This is a genomic window from Streptomyces sp. NPDC001848, assembly GCF_042891915.1.
Lineage (GTDB): Bacteria > Actinomycetota > Actinomycetes > Streptomycetales > Streptomycetaceae > Streptomyces.
Genome location: NZ_JBIATP010000006.1, coordinates 29,898 through 52,213, shown reverse-complemented (window position 1 = coordinate 52,213; position 22,316 = coordinate 29,898). Strand labels below are relative to the sequence as shown.

Below are 22,316 nucleotides of genomic sequence, written 5' to 3'. Positions count from 1 at the left end.
GTCATGGACTCAGCACAGGTTGACGCCTACCTCCGCAGGATCGGGGCGCAGCACCCCGCCTGGCCCACCAGCGATGTGCTGCGCGAACTGCAACTGCGCCATCTGCGGACCGTGCCGTTCGAGAATCTGTCGATCCACCTCGGCGAGGAGATCGTGCTGCGGGAGGAACGGCTGCTGGACAAGGTCGTGGGGGCGCGCAGGGGTGGCTTCTGCTACGAACTCAACGGCGCGTTCGGGGCGTTGCTGGCTGCGCTCGGCTTCGATGTCACGCTGCTCGCCGCGCGGGTCTACGACAACGAGGGGCGGCTCGGGATTCCGTACGACCATCTCGCGCTGCGGGTACGGGCGGTGGACGGAGGCGACTGGCTGGTGGACGTCGGGTTCGGTGCGAACAGCCACTGTCCGCTGGTGTTCGGGGAGCGGGGTGAGCAGCGGGACCCGGCCGGAGTGTTCCGGGTCGTCGAGGCAGGGGCGGATGCGGCGGGGGCGCGGGGAGGCGGCGGTTGGGCGGAGTTCGAGGATCTGGACGTGATGCGGGAGGGCAGACGGCAGTACCGGCTGGAGGTGCGGCCGCGGGTGCTCGGGGACTTCCGGGCCGGGGCCTGGTGGCACAGCACGTCACCCGAGTCGCACTTCGTACGGTCGCTCGTGTGCTCGCGGGTCACGGAGGACGGAGGGCGGATCACGCTCAGCGGCAGCCGGTTGACGGTGACGGCTCCCGACGGACGGAAGGAGGTGGCGGATCTGGAGAGTGAGAAGGAGGTGCTGGAGGCGTACCGGGAGCGGTTCGGGATCGAGCTGGACCGGGTGCCCACGCTGCGAACGGGACCGAGAAGGCCGGAGAACGCATGAGAGGCCCTGGGCGTCGCCCGCATCCCCACTGCCGGAAAATGGCTTCGTGAGCGATGTGAGACATGTGCTGGTGCTGCCGGACCGCGATGCCGCGGAGGAGGCGGCGGAGGCGCTCCCGGAACGGTTCGGGCTGGACGAGGAGCCGCGGATCGTCCGGGACGCGCTGGCCGGGGAGGACGACGCCGAGGACGCGCAGTGGCTGGTGGTCCTGCGGGACGAGCAGCAGCTCCTCGACCCGGAAGAGCTGGACGCGTTCGCGGGGGAGTGGGACGGCTGGCGGGAGGAGCCGTAGCACCCCTGCGAGGCGGGGCGGTGACAGCCGTCGGCACCCGTTGTCAGTGGCGCGTGGGATGCTGTGCGTGATGGCCAAGAAGACCGCGAATGACGACCCCCTCGCCCCCGTCACCCTTGCCGTGGGCCAGGAGGACCTCCTGCTCGACCGTGCCGTGCGGGAGGTGGTGGCCGCCGCCCGGGCCGCCGACGCCGACACGGACGTACGGGATCTGACCCCGGACCAGTTGCAGCCCGGCACGCTGGCCGAGCTGACGAGCCCGTCGCTCTTCGCGGAGCGCAAGGTCGTGGTCGTACGCAACGCACAGGATCTTCCGGCCGACACGATCAAGGAACTCAAGGGGTACTTCGCCTCGCCCGCCGAGGAGATCACCCTGGTGCTGCTGCACGCGGGCGGTGCCAAGGGCAAGGGCCTGCTCGACGCCGCGCGCAAGGCGGGCGCGCGGGAGGTGGCGTGCCCGAAGATGACGAAACCCGCGGACCGGCTGGCGTTCGTGCGCGGAGAGTTCCGCACGCTGGGGCGTTCGGCGACGCCCGAGGCGTGTCAGGCGCTGGTCGACGCGATCGGCAGCGACCTCAGGGAGCTGGCGTCCGCGGCGGCGCAGCTCACCGCGGACGTCGAGGGCACGATCGACGAGGCGGTGGTCGGGCGGTACTACACCGGGCGGGCCGAGGCCTCCAGTTTCACGGTCGCGGACCGGGCGGTCGAGGGGCGGACGGCGGAGGCGCTGGAGGCGCTCAGGTGGTCGCTGGCGACAGGCGTGGCGCCGGTGATGATCACGAGCGCGCTGGCGCAGGGCGTGCGGGCGATCGGGAAGCTCTCCTCGGCCCGGGGAGGTCGCCCCGCGGACCTGGCCCGGGAGTTGGGCATGCCGCCGTGGAAGATCGACCGGGTCCGGCAGCAGATGCGGGGCTGGACGCCGGAGGGGGTCGCGGTCGCACTGCGCGCGGTGGCCGAGGCGGACGCGGGCGTGAAGGGCGGCGGGGACGACCCCGAGTACGCGCTGGAGAAGGCCGTGGTGACCATCGCCCGGGCGGCGCGGTCCCGGGGGCGCCCATAGAGAGGGGGGTGCGGCCCGGCGACCCGAAGAATGCGACCCGCCCACACGAGAAAGCCGAGGGATGCGGCCCGCCCCAGCCGAGGGATGCGGCCTGCCCCCCAAGGAGCGTGTCCAACCCACCCGCGGCTGCCCTTCGAGCAGCTGCCCACGCCGAAGGCCCCGCGCTTCGTCCTGGGGAAGGACGGAGGGCGGGGCCTTCGGTTCAAGCCGGTGAGCCCGTACCCGCGTGGCGAACGCAGGCCGCGTACGAACTCGGGGTGCCGGACGGGAGCGGATGAGAGAGGGCCCGCTCTGGGTCCTTCCGGCGGTTGGATCAGTTCAGATCAAAGGCAAGGGGTCAGCCCTTGAGGGTCGCGACCTTGGAAGCCAGCGCCGACTTCTTGTTGGCGGCCTGGTTCTTGTGGATGACGCCCTTGGAGACGGCCTTGTCGAGCTGACGCGCGGCGGCGCGCTGGAGCTCGGTGGCCTTCTCGACGTCGCCCGCGGCAACGGCCTCGCGAGCCTTGCGGATCGCGGTCTTGAGCGAGGACTTGACGGCCTTGTTGCGCAGGCGCGCCTTCTCGTTCGTCTTGTTCCGCTTGATCTGGGACTTGATGTTCGCCACGAATGAGCCTTTACAGGTTCAGGCACGCGAGACTGGACGTCTCACGCGCCGGTGATTTCTTGAAGACGTGCCTCGCGCTGAGAGGGCAGGAGACACAGCCACCCAGGCTACCAGCCGCCCTCTGGCCCGCCCAAACCGGGCGTGGGGCCTCTCCTCTCCACCCGTTCCACCGCCTCCGGCACGGCCCAAACCGGTCGTAGCCCCGTGCGCGTGGGACCATGGAGGCTACGTATCGATCCGACCCGAGACCGCAGACACTGCGGACGCCTCAAGAATCAGGACCCTGCGTGCCCGCGATCCCTAGCCATGTGCCCGAGCCGAGCCGTACCGACCCGGCTCTGATCCGCAATTTCTGCATCATCGCGCACATCGACCACGGCAAGTCCACGCTCGCCGACCGGATGCTCCAGCTGACCGGCGTCGTCGAGCAGCGGCAGATGCGCGCTCAGTACCTCGACCGCATGGACATCGAGCGCGAGCGCGGCATCACGATCAAGTCCCAGGCCGTGCGACTGCCCTGGGCCCCCACCCATGATCCGGGCAACACGCACATCCTGAACATGATCGACACCCCGGGGCACGTCGACTTCACCTACGAGGTCTCGCGCTCCCTCGCCGCCTGCGAGGGGACCATCCTCCTCGTCGACGCCGCCCAGGGCATCGAGGCGCAGACCCTCGCCAACCTCTACCTGGCGATGGAGAACGACCTCACGATCATCCCCGTCCTCAACAAGATCGACCTGCCGGCCGCGCAGCCGGAGAAGTTCGCCGAGGAGCTCGCCAACCTCGTCGGCTGCGAGCCCGACGACGTGCTGAAGGTCTCCGCGAAGACCGGCCTCGGCGTCGAGGCGCTGCTGGACAAGGTCGTCGAGCAGATCCCGGCCCCGGTCGGTGTCGCCGACGCCCCCGCCCGCGCGATGATCTTCGACTCGGTCTACGACTCCTACCGCGGCGTCGTCACCTACGTCCGTGTGGTGGACGGCCAGCTCAACAAGCGCGAGCGGATCCGGATGATGTCCACCGGTGCCACCCACGAGCTCCTGGAGATCGGGGTGAACTCGCCCGAGATGCTCGGTGCGGACGGCCTCGGTGTCGGCGAGGTGGGCTACCTCATCACCGGGGTGAAGGACGTCCGCCAGTCCAAGGTCGGTGACACCATCACCAGCCAGGCCAAGGGCGCGACGGAGCCGCTGGGCGGTTACAAGGACCCGAAGCCCATGGTCTTCTCGGGCCTGTATCCGCTGGACGGTTCCGACTACCCGGACCTGCGCGAGGCCCTCGACAAGCTCCAGCTCAACGACGCCGCCCTCGTCTACGAGCCGGAGACCTCCGCCGCCCTCGGCTTCGGCTTCCGGGTCGGCTTCCTCGGACTGCTGCACCTCGATGTGATCCGTGAGCGGCTCGAGCGTGAGTTCGGACTCGACCTGATCGCGACCGCGCCGAACGTGGTCTACCGCGTGATCATGGAGGACGGCGAAGAGATCACGGTCACCAACCCGAGTGAGTTCCCCGAGGGGAAGATCGCCGAGGTGTACGAGCCGGTCGTACGGGCCACGATCCTCGCGCCCACCGAGTTCATCGGCGCGATCATGGAGCTGTGCCAGACCCGCCGCGGCACCCTCCTCGGCATGGACTACCTCTCCGAGGACCGCGTGGAGATCCGCTACACCCTCCCCCTCGCGGAGATCGTCTTCGACTTCTTCGACCAGCTGAAGTCCAAGACGCGGGGCTATGCCTCGCTGGACTACGAGCCCACGGGTGAGCAGTCGTCGAGCCTCGTCAAGGTCGACATCCTGCTGCACGGCGACAAGGTGGACGCCTTCTCGGCGATCACCCACAAGGACCAGGCGTACGCGTACGGCGTGCGGCTCGTCGCCAAGCTGAAGGAACTCATCCCCCGGCAGAACTTCGAGGTGCCGGTGCAGGCCGCCATCGGCTCCCGCGTGATCGCCCGCGAGACCATCCGCGCCATCCGCAAGGACGTGCTCGCCAAGTGCTACGGCGGTGACATCTCCCGTAAGCGGAAGCTGCTGGAGAAGCAGAAGGAGGGCAAGAAGCGGATGAAGATGGTGGGTTCCGTGGAGGTTCCGCAGGAGGCCTTCATCGCGGTGCTCTCCAGCGATGACAGCGCGGGGTCGGCCAAGGGCAGGAAGTAACCCGGGTGCCCTGCGGTGACCCCGGCAAACCGGGCGGTACGGGGCCCGTCGTGCGAAAGCGCGGCGGGTCCCTTCGCATGCGCCCGGTCGCTCTGTGTACGAAACGACAGGCCACCGCCCCTTACGAACCGGCCGGTCGGGCTCTACTCTGATGCCTGCTCGAGGGTTACTCGTGAGTTAAACAACGGTCTCGAGTGACCGCAGCCGCAACGATCCAGCAGCAATGAGCCAGCCAGCCGCACCGCCGCGGTCCCCGGAGGATGTCGTGAGCGACACACAGACTTTGATCGAGAACCGTCCGCCCTCCGTGGCGGCCCTCTTCCTGGAGCGCGTGGCGGCCATGCCGGACGCAGAGGCCTACCGCTACCCCGTACCCCCGGCCTCCGGCGAGGGCCCCGACGACTGGAAGTCGCTGAGCTGGGCAGAGGCCGCCGAGCGGGTCCACGCGATCGCGGCCGGGCTCATCGAACTGGGCGTCCAGCCCGAGCAGCGCGTCGCCCTCGCCTCCTCCACCCGGGTCGAGTGGATCCTCGCCGACCTCGGCATCCTGTGCGCCGGTGCCGCCACGACCACCATCTATCCGCAGACCAACGCCGAGGAGTCGGCCTTCATCCTCTCCGACTCCGACAGCAAGGTCCTCGTCGCGGAGAACGCCGAGCAACTCGCCAAGGCGCAGCAGAAGCGCGACGAGCTGCCGGCCCTGACCCACGTCGTGGTGATCGACCCGGCGGGAGTCGAGACCGGCGACGGGGTGCTCACCCTGTCCGAACTGGAGCAGCGCGGCTCCGCGTACCTGGAGAAGCACCCCGAGCTGATCAAGGAACGGGTCGGCGCGATCACCAAGGACCAGCTGGCCACGCTCATCTACACCTCCGGTACCACCGGCCGCCCCAAGGGCGTGCGCCTGCCACACGACAACTGGGCGTACATGGCGAAGGCGATCGCCGCGACCGGGCTGCTCGGTCCCGAGGACGTGCAGTACCTGTGGCTGCCGCTCGCCCACGTCTTCGGCAAGGTGCTCACCTCCGGCCAGATCGAGCTCGGGCACGTCACCGCCGTCGACGGCCGGGTCGACAAGATCATCGAGAATCTGCCGGTCGTGCAGCCGACGTACATGGCGGCCGTGCCGCGCATCTTCGAGAAGGTCTACAACGGCGTCGCGGCCAAGGCGCGCGCCGGCGGCCCAACCAAGTACAAGATCTTCCAGTGGGCGGCCGAGGTGGCCCGCGAGTACGCCAAGGTCTCGCAGGACAACTTCCGCCGCACCGGCACCCATGCCGTGCCGTTCGGCCTCGGAGCCAGGCACAAGGTCGCGGACGCGCTCGTCTACGCCAAGATCCGCGAGGCGTTCGGCGGCCGGCTGCGCGCCTGTGTCTCCGGTTCGGCCGCCCTCGCCCCCGAGATCGGGTACTTCTTCGCGGGCGCCGGCATCCACATCCTGGAAGGCTACGGCCTCACCGAGTCCTCCGCGGCCTCCTTCGTCAACCCGGGCGAGGCCTACCGCACCGGCACGGTCGGCAAGCCGCTGCCCGGCACGGAAGTGCGCATCGCGGACGACGGCGAGATCCTGCTGCGCGGCCCCGGCATCATGGAGGGCTACCACGGGCTGCCCGAGAAGACCGCCGAGGTGCTGGAGGCGGACGGCTGGTTCCACACCGGCGACATCGGCGAGCTGTCGCCCGACGGTTATCTGCGGATCACCGACCGCAAGAAGGACCTCATCAAGACGTCGGGCGGCAAGTACATCGCGCCCGCCGAGGTCGAGGGGCAGTTCAAGGCGGTGTGCCCGTACGTCTCCAACATCCTCGTGCACGGCGCCGACCGGAACTTCTGCACCGCGCTCATCGCGCTCGACGAGGTCGCGATCCTGGAGTGGGCCAAGGAGAACGGCCTGGAGGGCAAGCCCTACGCCGACATCGTGGCCGCCCCGCAGACGGTCGAGATGGTCGACGGCTACGTCAAGCAGCTCAACGAGGGCCTCCAGCGCTGGCAGACCATCAAGAAGTTCCGGCTGCTGCCGCGGGACCTCGATGTGGAGCACGGGGAGATCACGCCCAGCCTCAAGCTGAAGCGGCCGGTCGTCGAACGGGAGTACAAGCACCTGATCGACGAGATGTACGCGGGGACGCGCGAAGCGTAGCGGGCGTCAGGGCACCTGCCCCCCGGCTGCCCACCGCTGTAACTCCCGGACCTGGCGCCGTAGTTCCGTCAGGTCCGGGAGGTCATCCGCCGACAGGCGTTCCTCCAGCTCGGCCAGGCCCTCCTGCAGCCGCTCCAACCGCCTGTTCCTGCGGTACAGATCGAGGAACACCGTCACCTTCGCCCGCAGCACCCACGGATCGAACGGTTTCGTCAGATAGTCCGCGGCCCCCGTCGCGTACCCCCGGAAGGCGTACCCGGCCTCCGCGTCCGAGCCGGTCAGGAAGACGATCGGGACGTCCTTGGTCCGGTCGAGGCGTTTGATGTGCGCGGCGGTCTCGAAACCGTCCATGCCCGGCATGCGGATGTCCAGCAGCACCACCGCGAACCGGCGCTCCAGCAGCGCCTTCATCGCCTCCTCGCCGGAACGGGCGCGCACCAGCGGCTCGTTGAGCGAGCGCAGCACGGCCTCCAGCGCGGTCAGGTTGTCCTCCATGTCGTCGACGAGGAGGATCCCGGCGCTGTCCTCGGACGTCTTCTCAGTAGGCATGCCCTGCTCGAATCTGTCCGTCTTCGACCACATGCGTGGCACGGTTCTCACTCATGGCGGGCCACTTCGGTAACTCGGTGCGTATGGGCGGGGTCAGTCTGTCACCCTGTCCGCATCGCCACAGGCTCAATCGTCCGAACTGCCCGGGGAGCTGTCCATGGGGCCCATTCCCACCCAACGGGAGACCGCCTCCCGTGCCCCCGACGTGCTCGAGTCGGCGGGCCTGCGCACGCTGGTGCGAGTGACGCTGCCCGGCAGCCCGCTCGCCGCCGGCAACGCCCGCCGGCTCGTACGCGGCGCCCTCAGTGAGTGGGACCGGACCGCCGAGCCCGGCGCCGTCACCGAGCGGCCGGCCGACGACGCCCTGCTCGTCGTCAGCGAACTCGTCACCAACGCCGTGGTGCACGCCGGCACGGATGTCGAGCTGGTCTGCCGCCTCATGGACGCGCAGGGCGAGTCGCCCGGCCTCTTCGTCGAGGTCTCCGACCACCACCCCTCGCGCGCCGTACGGGACGACGGCGCCGAGCGTCCCTACGGCATACCGGAGTACGGGCGCGGCCTCCGTCTCGTCTCCTCCCTCTCCACGGCCTGGGGGATCACCTACCGCACCGGCGCCAAGACCGTCTGGGCGCTGGTTCCCCTGTACGGCGCCCTGGACGCCGAGGACGCGATCGAGACGTACGCCGGGGACAGCGCCCTGGCGCGCGGGCTGAGCCCGGCCGAGATACTCGGGCCCGAACTCTCCGCCTTCGCCGAGCCCGGGCGCGGCCTGCACGACCGTGAGTGGCGGGGCCGCGGTGCGCTGTCCTTCCTGGCCGAGGCGTCCGACCTGCTCGCCGGGCAGCTCGACGAGGACCTGGTGGCCGCGCTCACCGGGCAGCTGATCGTGCCCCGGCTCGCCGACTGGTGCGCGGTGTGGCTGGAGGACGAGGCGACCGGCTGGCACGGTCCTTCGGCGCCGGTCGCCGCCGGGCCCCGGCTCGCCCGCGTCTGGCACGGCAGCGAGAACCGCATCGAGGAACTGCGCCGGGCCCTGGAGAAGGACCCGCCCCGGCTGCCCGAGTCGGTGCGTTCCCGGGCGGTGCCCGTGCCCTGGCCCGGCGACGCGCTGGGCCCGCGGGGCACCAGCGGGGCGGCGCTCGCCTACCGGCTGATCGCCGGCGGGCGGCCGCTCGGCACGCTCGTCATCGGGCGGGCCGGACTGCTGCGCTTCCCCGACGAGATCACCGGACTCGTCGAGGACCTCAGCCGCCGGGTCGCGCTGGCCATCGGGGCGGCCCGGCAGTATGCGCGCCAGGCCACCATCAGCCGGGTGCTCCAGCGCGGGCTGCTGCCGGGCGCGGTCGCCGAGATCCCCGGCGTGAGCAGCGCCCTCGTGTACGAGCCGTGCGACAAGGGCGGGCCGAGCGGTGACTTCTACGACATCTTCCCCGCCGGCCACGGACGGTGGTGCTTCGCGCTCGGAGACGTCCAGGGCAAGGGCCCGGAGGCCGCGGTCGTGATCGGGCTCGCCCGGCCCTGGCTGCGGCTGCTGGCCCGCGAGGGCTACGACGTCCCCGACGTCCTGGACCGCCTCAACCAGCTCCTGCTCGACGACGCCACGGAGGCCTCCGACGCGGCGGCGCGGGCGCTGGTCGCGGCGGGCACGCCGGTGCCGGTCGCCGACGACGGCCCCCACGCCCGCTTCCTCTCCCTCCTCTACGGCGAACTCGTCCCCTTCGACGGCGGGGTGCGCTGCACGCTCGCCTCGGCCGGGCATCCGCTGCCGCTGCTGCTCGGCCCGGACGGCGACGTACGGGTCGTGGCCCGGCCGCAGACGCTGCTCGGGGTCGTCGAGGACGAGACGTACACGTGCGAGACCTTCGACCTGCGTTGCGGCGACACGCTGCTGTGCGTCACCGACGGGGTGACCGAGCGGCGCAGCGGGTCACGCCAGTTCGACGACGGCGACGGGCTGGCGGCGGCACTGGCCGGCTGCGCCGGGATGAACGCGGAGCTGGTCGCCGAGCGGATCAGGACGCTCGTGCACGAGTTCGACGGGAAGCCACCGGAGGACGACCTGGCACTGCTGGTGCTGCAAGCGGAATGAGCCGGATCGAGTAGTTCTGCCGGTACGGGACAATGGAGGACATGCCTTCCGCACTCCCCGACGGCGAACCGGTCCCCGACGACGGCGCACTGCCCGCGCAGGCGCTCGCCGGGGCCGCCGAGCGCCACCTCGGGTTCTACCTCCACGTTCCGTACTGCGCGACGCGCTGCGGCTACTGCGACTTCAACACCTACACGGCGACCGAGCTGCGGGGCACGGGAGGCGTCCTCGCCTCCCGGGACAACTACGCGTCCACCCTGATCGACGAGGTCCGCCTGGCCCGAAAGGTGCTGGGCGACGACCCGCGCCAGGTGCGCACGGTGTTCGTCGGGGGTGGCACACCGACGCTGCTGGCCGCGGACGACCTCGTACGGATGCTGGGGGCGATCCGCGACGAGTTCGGCCTCGCGGCCGACGCGGAGGTGACGACGGAGGCGAACCCGGAGTCGGTCGATCCGGCGTATCTGGCCACCCTCAGGGAGGGCGGCTTCACCCGGCTCTCCTTCGGCATGCAGAGCGCCCGCCCGCACGTCCTGAAGATCCTGGACCGCACGCACACCCCGGGCCGTCCCGAGGCATGCGTCGCGGAGGCGCGGGCGGCTGGCTTCGAGCACGTCAACCTGGACCTGATCTACGGCACACCGGGAGAGTCGGACGACGACTGGCGGGCTTCCCTGGAGGCGGCGCTGGGGGCGGCCCCGGACCACGTCTCGGCGTACGCGCTGATCGTGGAGGAGGGCACACAGCTCGCCCGTCGCATCCGCCGCGGGGAGATCCCGATGACCGACGACGACGTGCACGCGGACCGCTATCTGATCGCGGACGAGGTGCTGGGATCGGCGGGCTACGACTGGTACGAGGTCTCCAACTGGGCCACGTCGGCCGCCGGCCGCTGTCTGCACAACGAGCTGTACTGGCGCGGCGCGGACTGGTGGGGCGCGGGCCCGGGGGCGCACAGCCATGTGGGCGGCGTCCGCTGGTGGAACGTGAAGCACCCGGGGGCGTACGCGGCGGCGCTGGCGGAGGGCCGCTCCCCGGGCGCCGGGCGGGAGGTCCTGTCGGAGGAGGACCGGCGGGTGGAGCGGATCCTGCTGGAGCTGCGGCTGCGCGAGGGAGTGCCGTTGGCACTGCTGCGGGAGGAAGGGCTCGCGGCCTCGCGCCGGGCGCTGGGGGAGGGGCTGCTGGAGGCAGGGCCGTACCAGGAGGGGCGGGCGGTGCTCACGCTGCGGGGGCGGCTGCTGGCGGACGCGGTGGTGCGGGACCTGGTGGACTGATCACTCCGGCGGTGAATCCCAGCGGAACGGGGGTTCGGTCCCTAACCTGGTTCGTAGGCTGCCGCCAAAAGGACGCGGCGGATGTGGAGGGCCACGGAGATGACCGCTGTGGACGAGCGTGGGATGACCAAGTTCTTCGAGGAGTTTGAGCCTCCGGGGGGCGTCAAGGTCGAGCTTCTACGGGGGGAAATCGTGATGATGGCCACTCCCGATCTGGTGCACAACCGGATCGTGGTGGACGTGCAGGACCAGATCCCACGTAAGCATTGGGAGCGGCTCCAGACGACGGATGTGGACATTGTCGATGAGGCCAGTGAACCCGTGCCGGACCTGTTGGTGCTGGAACGAGGTCTTGCCCCGGACTCGGGGCGCTTGCTGCCGTCCCAGTTGATCACGTTGGTTGTCGAGGTGGTCTCCAAGACGAGTGTCGACCGGGACTACGGGATCAAGCGTTCCATCTACGCGGCAGGCAAGATCCCCGCGTACCTGATCATCGACCCGATCGTTGCCCAGTGCGTCCTGCTCACCGAACCCGTCGGAGACGGCGAAGTAGCTGACTATCGAGCGCAGCGGATTACGAAGTTCGGCGACCCCCTTCCCCTGGAACCCCTCGGCATCGAACTGGACACCAGCGAGTTCGGAACGCTCACCGGAGTCCGGCGTCACCACCTGCCGTAACGAAGTCGATCAACTCCTCCACCCGCCCCAGCAACTCCGGCTCCAGGTCCTTGTAAGACCCCACCCGCTTCAGGATCGCCTGCCACACCGCGCCGGTGTTGTCCGACGGCCACCCCAGCGCCCGGCACACCCCGGTCTTCCAGTCCTGGCCGTGCGGAACCCGCGGCCATGCCTCGATCCCCAGGGACGACGGCTTCACCGCCTCCCAGATGTCGATGTACGGGTGCCCCACCACCAGCGCGTGCTCGCTCGTCACCGACTGCGCGATGCGCCACTCCTTCGTGCCGGGGACCAGGTGGTCCACCAGGACACCCAGGCGCGCGTCGGGGCCCGGGGCGAAGGACTCGACGATCGAGGGCAGGTCGTCGACGCCCTCCAGGTACTCCACCACCACGCCCTCGATGCGCAGGTCGTCGCCCCACACCTTCTCGACCAGTTCGGCGTCGTGGCGGCCCTCCACATAGATGCGGCCGGCGCGGGCCACCCTCGCGCGCGCCCCCGGGACGGCCACCGAGCCCGACGCCGTACGCGTGGGGCGCTGCACGCCGGCTTTGGGACGGACGAGGGTCACCGTCCGGCCCTCCAGCAGGAATCCCCCCGGCTCCAACGGGAACACCCGGTGCTTGCCGAAGCGGTCCTCCAGCGTCACCGTGCCCGCCTCGCAGCGGATCACCGCGCCGCAGAAGCCGGTGCGCGGCTCCTCCACCACCAGGCCGGGGTCCGCCGGGACCTCCGGGACGGGCTTCGGCTTCTTCCACGGAGGGGTCAGATCCGGAGAGTACTGGCGCATTCGGATGACGATAGGAGAAAGAAGGCCTGCGCGAGGTCCCACGACACGCCGGGAGTCGCTACGACACGCCGAAACGGGCCGCCAGTTCGTCCCGCTGGGCCCGTACGAACCCCGCGTCCACCACCGCGCCGTGTCCCGGCACGTACACCGCGTCCTCCCCGCCCAGCTCCAGCAGCCGGTCCAGGGCCGCCGGCCAGTGCGAGGGGATCGCGTCCGGGCCGGCCTGCGGCTCGCCGGACTGCTCCACCAGGTCCCCGCAGAACACCACTTCCGGCTCCCCGGGGTCCCCGGGGACGAACACCACCAGGTCGTGGGCCGTGTGGCCCGGCCCCACGTTCGCCAGCAGCACCTGCACGCCGCCCAGGTCCAGCGTCCACTCGCCCGACACCTGGTGGCGCGGGCGGACCAGCAGGTCCGCGGCCTCGGCCGCCCGAGCCGGATCCAGACCGTTGCGCACCGCGTCCGCGACCAGTTCCGCCCGCCCGTAGGCGAGCACCCCGTCGATACCGACCGCCCCGAACACCTCCGCGCCCGCGAACGCCGCCGCTCCGAGGACATGGTCGAAATGGGGGTGGGTGACCGCGAGATGCGTCACACGCCGGTCCCTGCCGAGCGGCTGGAGCAGCCGCTCCGTCGCGCCGCGCAACCGCGCGCCCTCCGCCAGGCTCGATCCGGCGTCCACCAGCAGCGCCGCGTCGTCGCCCACCACCAGCCCGGTCGTGCAGTCCCAGACCGGCAGCCTGGTCCGCCCCACGCGCGCCCCGAGCGCCTCCCACCCCGACCCTTCCCACGACACCGTCATACGGCGACGCTATCCGCAGCCGCCCGACCCGGCAGGACAGGCCGGTACAGGTCGGTACACCTCGGCACGGCACCGGTGCCCGCCCTTGCCGGGTGTGTACCCGACAGCCGTACACTGGGCCGGGGAATGCTGGCACTCGCAAGCGCAGAGTGCCAGGGGAAGCGCCAAGGGGACATGACCGCTGGAGGTGTGCGCGATGCTCAGTGAACGCAGGCTCGAGGTGTTGCGCGCCATCGTCCAGGACTATGTCGGCACCGAAGAGCCGGTGGGTTCCAAGGCCCTCACCGAGCGGCACAACCTCGGCGTCTCCCCGGCCACCGTCCGCAACGACATGGCCGCGCTGGAGGACGAGGGGTACATCGCCCAGCCGCACACCAGCGCAGGACGCATTCCCACGGACAAGGGCTACCGCCTCTTCGTCGACAAGCTCGCGGCTGTGAAGCCGATGAGCCCGCCCGAACGGCGCGCCATCCAGAACTTCCTGGAGGGCGCGGTCGACCTCGACGACGTGGTGGCGCGCACGGTGCGGCTGCTCGCACAGCTCACCCGACAGGTCGCGGTGGTGCAGTACCCGTCGCTGACGCGTTCGACCGTGCGCCATGTGGAGCTGCTGTCGATGGCACCCGCGCGTGTGATGCTCGTGCTGATCACGGACACCGGTCGGGTCGAGCAGCGCATGATCGACTGCCCGGCGCCGTTCGGTGAGACGTCGCTCGCGGACCTGCGCGCGCGGCTGAACAGCAGGGTCGCCGGCCGCCGCTTCGCGGACGTCCCGCAGCTCGTGCAGGATCTCCCCGAGGCGTTCGAGGAGCCGGAGGACCGCAGCACGGTCTCGACGGTGCTCTCCACGCTGCTGGAGACCCTGGTGGAGGAGACCGAGGAGCGGCTGATGATCGGCGGCACCGCGAACCTGACCCGCTTCGCGCATGACTTCCCTCTCACCATCCGGCCCGTCCTGGAGGCGCTGGAGGAGCAGGTGGTGCTCCTCAAGCTGCTGGGTGAGGCGAAGGATCCGGCCATGCGGGTCCGTATCGGCCATGAGAACGCGCACGAAGGACTCAACTCCACGTCCATCGTCTCCGTGGGCTACGGTTCGGGCGGCGAGGCAGTAGCGAAACTCGGCGTGGTCGGACCGACCCGCATGGATTACCCGGGAACGATGGGAGCGGTACGAGCGGTGGCACGGTACGTCGGACAGATCCTGGCGGAGTCGTAAGTGGCCACGGACTACTACGCCGTACTCGGCGTGCGCCGCGACGCGTCGCAGGAGGAGATCAAGAAGGCGTTCCGCCGGCTCGCCCGCGAGCTGCACCCGGACGTCAACCCCGATCCGAAGACGCAGGAGCGGTTCAAGGAGATCAACGCCGCCTACGAGGTGCTCTCGGACCCGCAGAAGAAGCAGGTCTACGACCTCGGCGGCGACCCGCTGTCCCAGTCGGGCGGCGCCGGCGCGGGCGGCTTCGGTGCGGGCGGCTTCGGGAACTTCTCCGACATCATGGACGCGTTCTTCGGCACGGCGTCGCAGCGCGGTCCGCGCTCGCGCACCCGCCGGGGCCAGGACGCCATGATCCGGATCGAGGTCGAGCTGGACGAGGCGGCCTTCGGCACGACGAAGGACATCCAGGTCGACACGGCCGTCGTCTGCAACACCTGCAACGGCGAGGGCGCCGCGCCCGGCACGTCCGCGCAGACCTGTGACATGTGCCGCGGTCGCGGTGAGGTCTCGCAGGTCACGCGGTCCTTCCTGGGTCAGGTCATGACCTCCCGGCCGTGCCCGCAGTGCCAGGGCTTCGGCACGATCGTCCCGAACCCGTGCCCGGAGTGCGCCGGCGACGGGCGCGTGCGCTCGCGCCGCACGCTCACCGTGAAGATCCCGGCCGGTGTCGACAACGGCACGCGGATCCAGCTTGCGGGGGAGGGCGAGGTCGGCCCCGGCGGCGGTCCGGCCGGCGACCTGTACGTGGAGATCCACGAGCTGCCGCACCCGACCTTCCAGCGCCGCGGCGACGACCTGCACTGCACGGTCACCATCCCGATGACGGCGGCGGCCCTCGGCACCAAGGTCCCGCTGGAGACGCTGGACGGCCTGGAGGAGGTCGACATCCGCCCCGGCACGCAGTCCGGGCAGTCGATCCCGCTGCACAACCGCGGCGTCACGCACCTGCGCGGCGGCGGCCGGGGCGACCTGATCGTCCACGTCGAGGTCCAGACCCCCACCAAGCTGGATCCGGAGCAGGAGCGACTGCTGCGCGAGCTGGCGAAGCTGCGCGGCGAGGAGCGGCCGCAGGGGCAGTTCCAGCCCGGGCAGCAGGGGTTGTTCTCGCGGTTGAAGGATGCGTTCAACGGGCGTTGAGTCGAGAGCCGGGGTCGGCCGGGGGTCCGGGGGTCGGCCTCCGGGCGGGCACAGTCAGCCCGGCAGCGGGGGTTGTTCTCGCGGTTGAAGGATGCGTTCAACGGGCGTTGAGTCGAGAGCCGGGGTCGGCCGGGGGTCCGGGGGTCGGCCTCCGGGCGGGCACAGTCAGCCCGGCAGCGGGGGTTGTTCTCGCGGTTGAAGGATGCGTTCAACGGGCGCAGAGTCCCTTGGCCACCCGGGGGTGGAGAGGCCCCCGGCGTTGGTGCCGCCGCCTCCGGGGGCGGCTGCGCCCCCAGACCCCGCTTCCCAGGCGGACTGGTTGTTTCCCCCGGCGTATGCCACAGAAGGTCGGATTCGGACTCGTTCAAAGGACGTGACAACATGCCGTCATGTCCTCCCTGACCGATCTCTTCCCGCACCCGATCGTGCAGGCCCCCATGGCCGGCGGCGCCTCCGTGCCGCAGCTCGCCGCCGCCGTGTCCGAGGCCGGCGGCCTGGGATTCCTCGCCGCCGGGTACAAGACCGCCGACGGGATGTACCAGGAGATCAAGCAGCTCCGCGGGCTGACCCACCGCCCCTTCGGCGTGAACGTCTTCATGCCGCAGCCGGACCATGCCGACCCGGCCGCCGTCGAGGTCTACGCCAACCAGCTCGCCGGCGAGGCCACCTGGTACAAGACCGAACTCGGTGACCCGGACAGCGGCCGTGACGACGGCTACGACGCCAAACTCGCCGTCCTGCTCGACGACCCGGTCCCGGTGGTTTCTTTCCACTTCGGGGTCCCGGCCCCGGACGTCGTGGAATCGCTGCGCCGCCTGGGCACCCTCACCCTGGTCACCGCCACCACCGCCGACGAGGCCCTCGCCGTGCAGGAGGCGGGCGCCGACGGGGTGATCGTGCAGGGCGTCGAGGCGGGCGGCCACCAGGGCACCCACCGGAACTGCCGGGAGGACGACGGCGCCGGCATCGGGCTGCTCTCGCTCCTCGCCCAGGTCCGCGAGACCGTGACCATCCCGATCGTCGCCGCCGGCGGCATCATGCGCGGCAGCCAGATCGCCGCCGTCCTCGCCGCGGGAGCGAGCGCCGCCCAGCTCGGCACCGCGTTCCTCGCCACGCCCGAGTCCGGTGCCCACCCCGCGCACAAACAGGCGCTGACCGACCCCCATTTCGTGCGCACCGAGCTGACCCGGGCGTTCTCCGGGCGCCCGGCGCGCGGTCTGGTCAACCGGTTCATGCGCGAGCACGGCCCGTACGCGCCCGCCGCCTACCCCGAGATCCATCACCTCACCTCGCCCCTGCGCAAGGCGGCCGCCAAGGCCGCAGACGCCCAGGGCATGGCGCTGTGGGCGGGCCAGGGTCACCGCCTGGCGCGGGATCTGCCCGCCGGCCGGCTGGTGGAGGTGCTGGTCACGGAGGTTCAGGAGGCGACGACAGCGTTGTCGACGGGGGGTGCCGGGCGATGACGGCACCGGTGTTCGTGGTGGAGGAGGACTTCCGTGCCGGTCCTGGTGGGCGGTATGTGCTCGACGGCCCCGAGGGACGCCACGCGGTGTCCGTGAAGCGGCTGCACCCGGGGGAGACCGTGGTGCTGACCGACGGCGCCGGGCGGTGGGCGGAGTGCGAGGTCGTCGACACCGAGGGCAAGGACCGGCTGATCGTCCACATGCACGGAGTGAATGAGGAGCCCGTGGAGTCTCCGCGTATCACCGTGGTCCAAGCCCTCCCCAAGGGCGACCGCGGTGAGCTGGCCGTGGAGACCATGACCGAGGTGGGCGTCGACGCGATCGTCCCGTGGCAGGCCTCCCGGTGCATCACCCAGTGGAAGGGCGACCGCGGCCTGAAGGCGCTCGGCAAGTGGCGGGCCACCGCCCGCGAGGCGGGCAAGCAGTCGCGCCGGGTGCGCTTCCCGGAGGTCGCGGACGCGGCGACCACCAAGCAGGTTGCCGCACTTCTCTCCGCAGCCGACTTCGCCGCCGTCCTGCACTCGGACTTCGAGTACGGCAGCGAGCCGCTCGCCACCGCCGAACTGCCCGCCGAGGGCGAGATCGTGCTGGTCGTCGGGCCCGAAGGAGGCATCTCCCCCGAGGAGTTGACGGCGTTCCGGGAAGCGGGTGCGAAGGCGTACGTCCTCGGGCGTAGTGTCCTTCGTACATCGACCGCCGGCACCGCGGCGACCGCGCTGCTGCTCGGCCGCACGGGCCGCTGGTCCTGACGCACGGACCCATCGAGCCACCCCGGGGTAACGCCATGGAACTCGCCCAAGTACGGTTGCTGGTCTTGGACTTCTCCGCCTGCTACCGCTTCTACGCCGACGTCCTCGGTCTCAAGCCGCAGTCGGGAGCGGCAGACGGGCCGTACGAGAAATTCAGCCCGGCCACCGGCTCCGCGGGCATCGCACTGCAGGACCGGGCGATGATGGCCGAGGTGCTCGGCGAACTGGGCGACGAGGCCACGGGCCACCGCTCGCTGGTGGTACTGCGCGTGGACGACCTGGACGCGTACTGCGCCGAGATCACCTCCCGGGGCGCGACCCTGCTGCACGGCCCGGCCCCCATGACCGACCGTATGCGCGTCGCCCACCTCAAGGACCCGGAGGGCAACCTGGTGGAACTTCAGCAGTGGCTGCTGCTGCGCGGCTGAGGGCGCGTGGCAAGGCCGGCGGCGGGGCGCTCGCGTGACCGTATGCGCTCTACCGTCGCCGCCGCGGGAGTGGCACGCTGCCCTTCATGGGGGCATTGCGGCGCATTGGGCGACGGCGCGCGTTACGGCGGCTCGCCGCGGTCACCGGCCTCTCGGTGGTGGCCGTGGGCGGAGCCGTGGCCTGCCGGCCTGATGATCTCAGCGCGGCCTCGGTGGCGTACACCACGGACCAGACCGCCACCAAGGAGCTTCAGCGGCAGCATGTGAAGGTGCGCTGGCTCAGTTGCTCGGGCGACTACGGCAGCGGCAGGACCGGCACGTCGGGCCCGTCCGGCGCGGCGCCCTCGGCGAGCGAGACCGCCGTCGTCACCGTCGACTGCAAGGGGCAGACGGACGACGGCAAGGACATCACCGTCAAGGGCCGGGTCACCCGCGCCGTCGACGGCAGGTGCGTCCGCGGGGACCTCAGGGCCACCGTGGGCGACAAGGAACTGTTCCGCGTCAGCGGACTCGGCAACTGCGAGGGCGGCACGCCCAGCCCGCCCGCCCGCTACCCGACGGGCCCCGGTGGGCCCGGCCCCACGGTCACGGTCACCGTCACGAGGACCATCTGGTGCCAGGGCGACCCCACCTGCTGGCCGGTTCAGGGCAAGTGACGTACGCATGCGACGCAGGCAAGTGGGAAAACCCCCTGTTCGGGACCGCGCTCGCTGCTTAGGGTGACCTGGTGACTCAGTCCGCATCGCCCGCGTATCTCCGTTTCCCGCATCTGCACGGCGAGTTGGTCGCCTTCACCGCCGAGGACGACGTCTGGGTCGCCCCGCTCGACGGCGGCCGCGCCTGGCGGGTCAGCGCCGACAACATACCCGTGAACCACCCCCGCATCTCCCCGGACGGCACGACCGTCGCCTGGACCTCCACCCGCGACGGCGCCCCCGAGGTGCACATCGCGCCGATCGACGGCGGACCCGCCAAGCGCCTGACCCATTGGGGGAGTCTGAAGACCCAGGTGCGCGGCTGGACCCCCGACGGGGACGTGCTCGCGCTCAGCGCGGTCGGCCAGGCATCCTTCCGCCGCACCTGGGCGCATGCCGTACCGCTCGACGGGGGACCGGCGACCACGCTGCCGTACGGGCCCGTCGGCGAGGTCGCGTACGGGCCGCACACCGTGCTGCTGTCCGCCGGGGCCCGGGAGGCCGCCCTCTGGAAGCGGTACCGCGGCGGCACGGCCGGCAAGCTGTGGATCGACCGCGAGGGCAACGGCGAGTTCGTACGGCTGCACGAGGACCTGGACGGCAACATCGAGTACCCGTCGTGGGTGAGGGACCGCATCGTCTTCCTCTCCGACCACGAGGGCGTCGGGGCGCTGTACTCGTCGCTCGCCGACGGCTCCGACCTGCGACGGCACACGCCCCTCGACGGTTTCTACGCCCGGCAGGCCGCCACCGACGGCACCCGGGTCGTGTACTCCTCGGCCGGCCGGCTGTGGATCCTCGACGACCTCGACGGCGCGGAGCCCAGGCCGCTCGACATCCGGCTCGGCGGGCAGCGCGTGGACCTCCAGCCGTATCCGGTCGACGCCTCCCGCTGGTTCGGGGCCGCCTCGCCCGACCACACCGGGCGCGGCAGCGCGGTCTCGGTGCGCGGCGCCGTCCACTGGGTCACCCACCGCTCGGGGCCCGCCCGCGCGCTCGCCGGCGAGCACGGCGTGCGCGCCCGGCTGCCGCACACCTTCCGCGTGGACGGCGAGGAGTGGGTGGTGTGGGTGACGGACGCGGAGGGCGACGACGCGCTGGAGTTCGCGCCCGCCACCGGCCTCGCTCCCGGCGCCGTCCCGCGGCGGCTCGCCGTCGGGCAGCTCGGGCGGGTGCTGGGGCTCGCGGTGTCACCCGACGGCAGCAAGGTCGCCGTGGCCGCGCACGACGGGCGGGTGCTGCTCGTCGAGCGGGACAGCGGCGAGGTGCGCGAGGTCGACCGCAGCGAGGACGGCGAGGTCAGCGGACTCGTCTTCGCACCCGACTCGGCGTGGCTGGCCTGGTCGCACCCCGGGCCGCGCCCGCTGCGGCAGCTCAAACTCGCCAACACCACCGACCTGTCGGTGACCGAGGCCACCCCGCTGCGGTTCCGGGACTACGCGCCCGCGTTCACCCTCGACGGCAAGCACCTCGCGTTCCTCTCGGCGCGCTCCTTCGACCCCGTGTACGACGACCACGTCTTCGACCTGGCCTTCGTGGGCGGCTCCCGGCCGCACCTGATCACGCTCGCCGCGACCACCCCGTCCCCGTTCGGGCCGCAGCGGCACGGCCGCCCCTTCGAGACGCCCGACAAGGACGAGACCCCCGACAGCGAGGGCGCGCCGACCACCCGCATCGACCTGGAGGGCCTCGCCGACCGGATCGTGTCGTTCCCGGTCGAGGCCGCGCGCTACTCGGGGCTGCGCGCCGCCAAGGACGGGGTGCTGTGGCTGCGGCACCCGGTGCGCGGCGTCCTCGGCGCCTCCCGCGCCACCCCCGACGATCCCGACCCCAGGAGCGAACTGGAGCGGTACGACCTCGTCCAGCGGCGCATCGAGCACCTCGCCTCGGACGCCGACCACTTCTCGGTCAGCGGCGACGGCAAGCGGGTGCTGCTGTGGACCGACGGCAAGCTCAAGGTCGTCCCCAGCGACCGGCGCGCCCCGAACGACGACGACAGCGACGCGAACATCACCGTCGACCTGTCGCGCATCCGGCAGACCGTCGATCCGGCGGCCGAGTGGCGGCAGATGTTCGACGAGACCGGCCGGATCATGCGGGACAACTTCTGGCGGCCCGACCTGGGCGGCGTCGACTGGAACGGCGTGCTGGACCGCTACCGGCCGGTGCTCGAGCGGATCGCCACCCACGACGACCTCGTGGACCTGCTGTGGGAGGTGCAGGGCGAGCTGGGCACCTCGCACGCGTACGTCCTTCCCCACGGCTACGGCCCGGGTGCGGACCGGCGGCAAGGACTGCTCGGCGCCGACATCTCCCGCCACCCGGACGGCGGTTGGCGCGTCGACCGGGTGCTGCCCTCGGAGACCTCCGACCCCGATGCCCAGGCGCCGCTGGCCGCGCCCGGGGTGGCGATACGGGCCGGGGACTCGATCGTCGCGGTCGGCGGGCGGCCGGTGGATCCGGTGACCGGGCCCGGTCCGCTGCTGGTGGGGACGGCCGGCAAACCGGTGGAGCTGACGGTCTCGCCGGCGGGCGGAGGGGATCTGCGGTACGCCGTCGTCGTACCGATCGCCGACGAGGAGCCGCTCAGGTACCACGCCTGGGTGGCGGACCGGCGGGCGTACGTGCACGAGAGGTCCGGCGGGCGGCTCGGCTATCTGCACGTGCCGGACATGCAGGCCCCCGGCTGGGCGCAGATCCACCGCGACCTGCGGGTCGAGGTCGCGCGGGAGGGCCTGGTGGTGGACGTCCGGGAGAACCGGGGCGGCCACACCTCCCAGCTGGTCGTGGAGAAGCTGGCGCGGCGGATCGTGGGCTGGGACGTGCCGCGCGGGCTGCGGCCGTACAGCTACCCGGAGGACGCGCCGCGCGGGCCCGTCGTCGCGGTCGCCAACGAGTTCTCCGGCTCGGACGGCGACATCGTCAACGCGGCCGTCAAGGCGCTCGGCATCGGCCCGGTGGTCGGGACCCGGACGTGGGGCGGTGTCATCGGGATCGACAGCAAGTACCGGCTGGTCGACGGCACCCTGGTGACCCAGCCGAAGTACGCCTTCTGGCTGGAGGGGTACGGGTGGGGCGTCGAGAACCACGGCGTCGACCCGGACGTGGAGGTGGTCCAGGCGCCGCAGGACCACGCGGCGGGCCGGGACACGCAGTTGGACGAGGCGATCCGCCTGGCGCTGGCGGCCCTGGAGGAACGCCCGGCGAAACAGCCCCCGGAGCTGCCGGCACTGTGATCCGCCGCCCCGCGGTGCATGCTCCTCACCCGCCCGCCCTTCCGGGGCGGGCGGGTGAGGAGTGCCGATAGCATGCCGTCGTAGTGATCAGTCCGTACGAGGAGGC

Annotated in this window: 19 protein-coding genes; 15 read left to right on the top strand and 4 right to left on the bottom strand. The window is 71.4% G+C overall.

Annotation, left to right across the window (positions count from 1 at the left end; all coding sequences use genetic code 11):
* Positions 1-3: 3 nt before the first annotated feature.
* The 3 genes from ACFYZJ_RS13720 (at position 4) to holA (ending at position 2,204) form a co-directional block, all read left to right on the top strand.
* A complete protein-coding gene (locus ACFYZJ_RS13720; protein ID WP_388566790.1) occupies positions 4-852 on the top strand; it encodes an arylamine N-acetyltransferase in 849 nt (282 codons plus the stop codon).
* A 46-nt stretch (positions 853-898) separates the two neighbouring features.
* Complete coding sequence (locus tag ACFYZJ_RS13715) at positions 899-1,144, top strand: hypothetical protein (protein ID WP_388566788.1); 246 nt, start codon at positions 899-901, stop codon at positions 1,142-1,144.
* 70 nt (positions 1,145-1,214) lie between these two features.
* A complete protein-coding gene (holA, locus tag ACFYZJ_RS13710; protein WP_388566787.1) occupies positions 1,215-2,204 on the top strand; it encodes a DNA polymerase III subunit delta in 990 nt (329 codons plus the stop codon).
* Positions 2,205-2,541: 337 nt separating this feature from the next.
* Here the strand turns inward: holA and rpsT are convergent, their stop codons facing one another.
* A complete protein-coding gene (gene rpsT, locus ACFYZJ_RS13705) occupies positions 2,542-2,808 on the bottom strand; it encodes a 30S ribosomal protein S20 (RefSeq protein WP_388566785.1) in 267 nt (88 codons plus the stop codon).
* A 287-nt stretch (positions 2,809-3,095) separates the two neighbouring features.
* On the opposite strand from rpsT, the gene lepA reads away from it, so the two are divergent.
* On the top strand, positions 3,096-4,964 hold the full coding sequence (lepA, locus tag ACFYZJ_RS13700) for a translation elongation factor 4 (RefSeq protein WP_388566782.1): 1,869 nt from the start codon (positions 3,096-3,098) through the stop codon (positions 4,962-4,964).
* A gap of 265 nt (positions 4,965-5,229) precedes the next feature.
* Complete coding sequence (locus ACFYZJ_RS13695; RefSeq protein ID WP_388566780.1) at positions 5,230-7,104, top strand: AMP-dependent synthetase/ligase; 1,875 nt, start codon at positions 5,230-5,232, stop codon at positions 7,102-7,104.
* 6 nt (positions 7,105-7,110) lie between these two features.
* Here the strand turns inward: ACFYZJ_RS13695 and ACFYZJ_RS13690 are convergent, their stop codons facing one another.
* Positions 7,111-7,653 carry a two-component system response regulator gene (locus ACFYZJ_RS13690; protein WP_388566777.1) on the bottom strand — a complete coding sequence of 181 codons (543 nt, stop codon included), beginning with the start codon at positions 7,651-7,653 and terminating at the stop codon, positions 7,111-7,113.
* 157 nt (positions 7,654-7,810) lie between these two features.
* Between ACFYZJ_RS13690 and ACFYZJ_RS13685 the strand changes: the two genes are divergently transcribed.
* The 3 genes from ACFYZJ_RS13685 (at position 7,811) to ACFYZJ_RS13675 (ending at position 11,694) form a co-directional block, all read left to right on the top strand.
* Positions 7,811-9,742, top strand: a complete 1,932-nt coding sequence (locus ACFYZJ_RS13685; protein ID WP_388566775.1) for a SpoIIE family protein phosphatase — start codon at positions 7,811-7,813, stop codon at positions 9,740-9,742.
* Between the two features lie 41 nt (positions 9,743-9,783).
* Positions 9,784-11,016, top strand: a complete 1,233-nt coding sequence (gene hemW, locus ACFYZJ_RS13680) for a radical SAM family heme chaperone HemW (protein ID WP_388566773.1) — start codon at positions 9,784-9,786, stop codon at positions 11,014-11,016.
* 99 nt (positions 11,017-11,115) lie between these two features.
* Positions 11,116-11,694, top strand: coding sequence for a Uma2 family endonuclease (locus ACFYZJ_RS13675; protein ID WP_388566771.1), 579 nt, complete (start codon positions 11,116-11,118; stop codon positions 11,692-11,694).
* Here ACFYZJ_RS13675 and ACFYZJ_RS13670 read toward each other — a convergent pair.
* Together ACFYZJ_RS13670 and ACFYZJ_RS13665 are read right to left on the bottom strand one after the other, a co-directional pair.
* Positions 11,663-12,484 carry a DUF3097 domain-containing protein gene (locus ACFYZJ_RS13670; RefSeq protein WP_388566769.1) on the bottom strand — a complete coding sequence of 274 codons (822 nt, stop codon included), beginning with the start codon at positions 12,482-12,484 and terminating at the stop codon, positions 11,663-11,665. The genes ACFYZJ_RS13675 and ACFYZJ_RS13670 overlap by 32 nt on opposite strands.
* Positions 12,485-12,542: 58 nt before the next feature.
* Positions 12,543-13,286 (bottom strand): MBL fold metallo-hydrolase, encoded by a 744-nt coding sequence (locus ACFYZJ_RS13665; RefSeq protein ID WP_388566767.1) that lies wholly within the window; start codon positions 13,284-13,286, stop codon positions 12,543-12,545.
* 196 nt (positions 13,287-13,482) lie between these two features.
* Between ACFYZJ_RS13665 and hrcA the strand changes: the two genes are divergently transcribed.
* From hrcA to ACFYZJ_RS13630, 7 genes are all read left to right on the top strand, one after another.
* Entirely contained in the window at positions 13,483-14,502 is a 1,020-nt protein-coding gene (gene hrcA, locus ACFYZJ_RS13660) for a heat-inducible transcriptional repressor HrcA (RefSeq protein WP_388566765.1), read from the top strand.
* Positions 14,503-15,639, top strand: a complete 1,137-nt coding sequence (dnaJ, locus tag ACFYZJ_RS13655) for a molecular chaperone DnaJ (protein ID WP_388566763.1) — start codon at positions 14,503-14,505, stop codon at positions 15,637-15,639.
* Positions 15,640-16,028: 389 nt separating this feature from the next.
* Positions 16,029-17,102, top strand: coding sequence for a nitronate monooxygenase (locus tag ACFYZJ_RS13650; protein WP_388566761.1), 1,074 nt, complete (start codon positions 16,029-16,031; stop codon positions 17,100-17,102).
* Positions 17,099-17,851, top strand: coding sequence for a 16S rRNA (uracil(1498)-N(3))-methyltransferase (locus ACFYZJ_RS13645; protein ID WP_388566758.1), 753 nt, complete (start codon positions 17,099-17,101; stop codon positions 17,849-17,851). Before ACFYZJ_RS13650 ends, ACFYZJ_RS13645 begins: the two co-directional genes overlap by 4 nt.
* A 35-nt stretch (positions 17,852-17,886) precedes the next feature.
* Positions 17,887-18,279, top strand: coding sequence for a VOC family protein (locus ACFYZJ_RS13640; protein WP_388566755.1), 393 nt, complete (start codon positions 17,887-17,889; stop codon positions 18,277-18,279).
* A gap of 86 nt (positions 18,280-18,365) precedes the next feature.
* Positions 18,366-18,935 carry a hypothetical protein gene (locus ACFYZJ_RS13635; RefSeq protein WP_388566752.1) on the top strand — a complete coding sequence of 190 codons (570 nt, stop codon included), beginning with the start codon at positions 18,366-18,368 and terminating at the stop codon, positions 18,933-18,935.
* Positions 18,936-19,006: 71 nt separating this feature from the next.
* Positions 19,007-22,210 carry a S41 family peptidase gene (locus ACFYZJ_RS13630; protein ID WP_388566749.1) on the top strand — a complete coding sequence of 1,068 codons (3,204 nt, stop codon included), beginning with the start codon at positions 19,007-19,009 and terminating at the stop codon, positions 22,208-22,210.
* Positions 22,211-22,316: the final 106 nt, after the last annotated feature.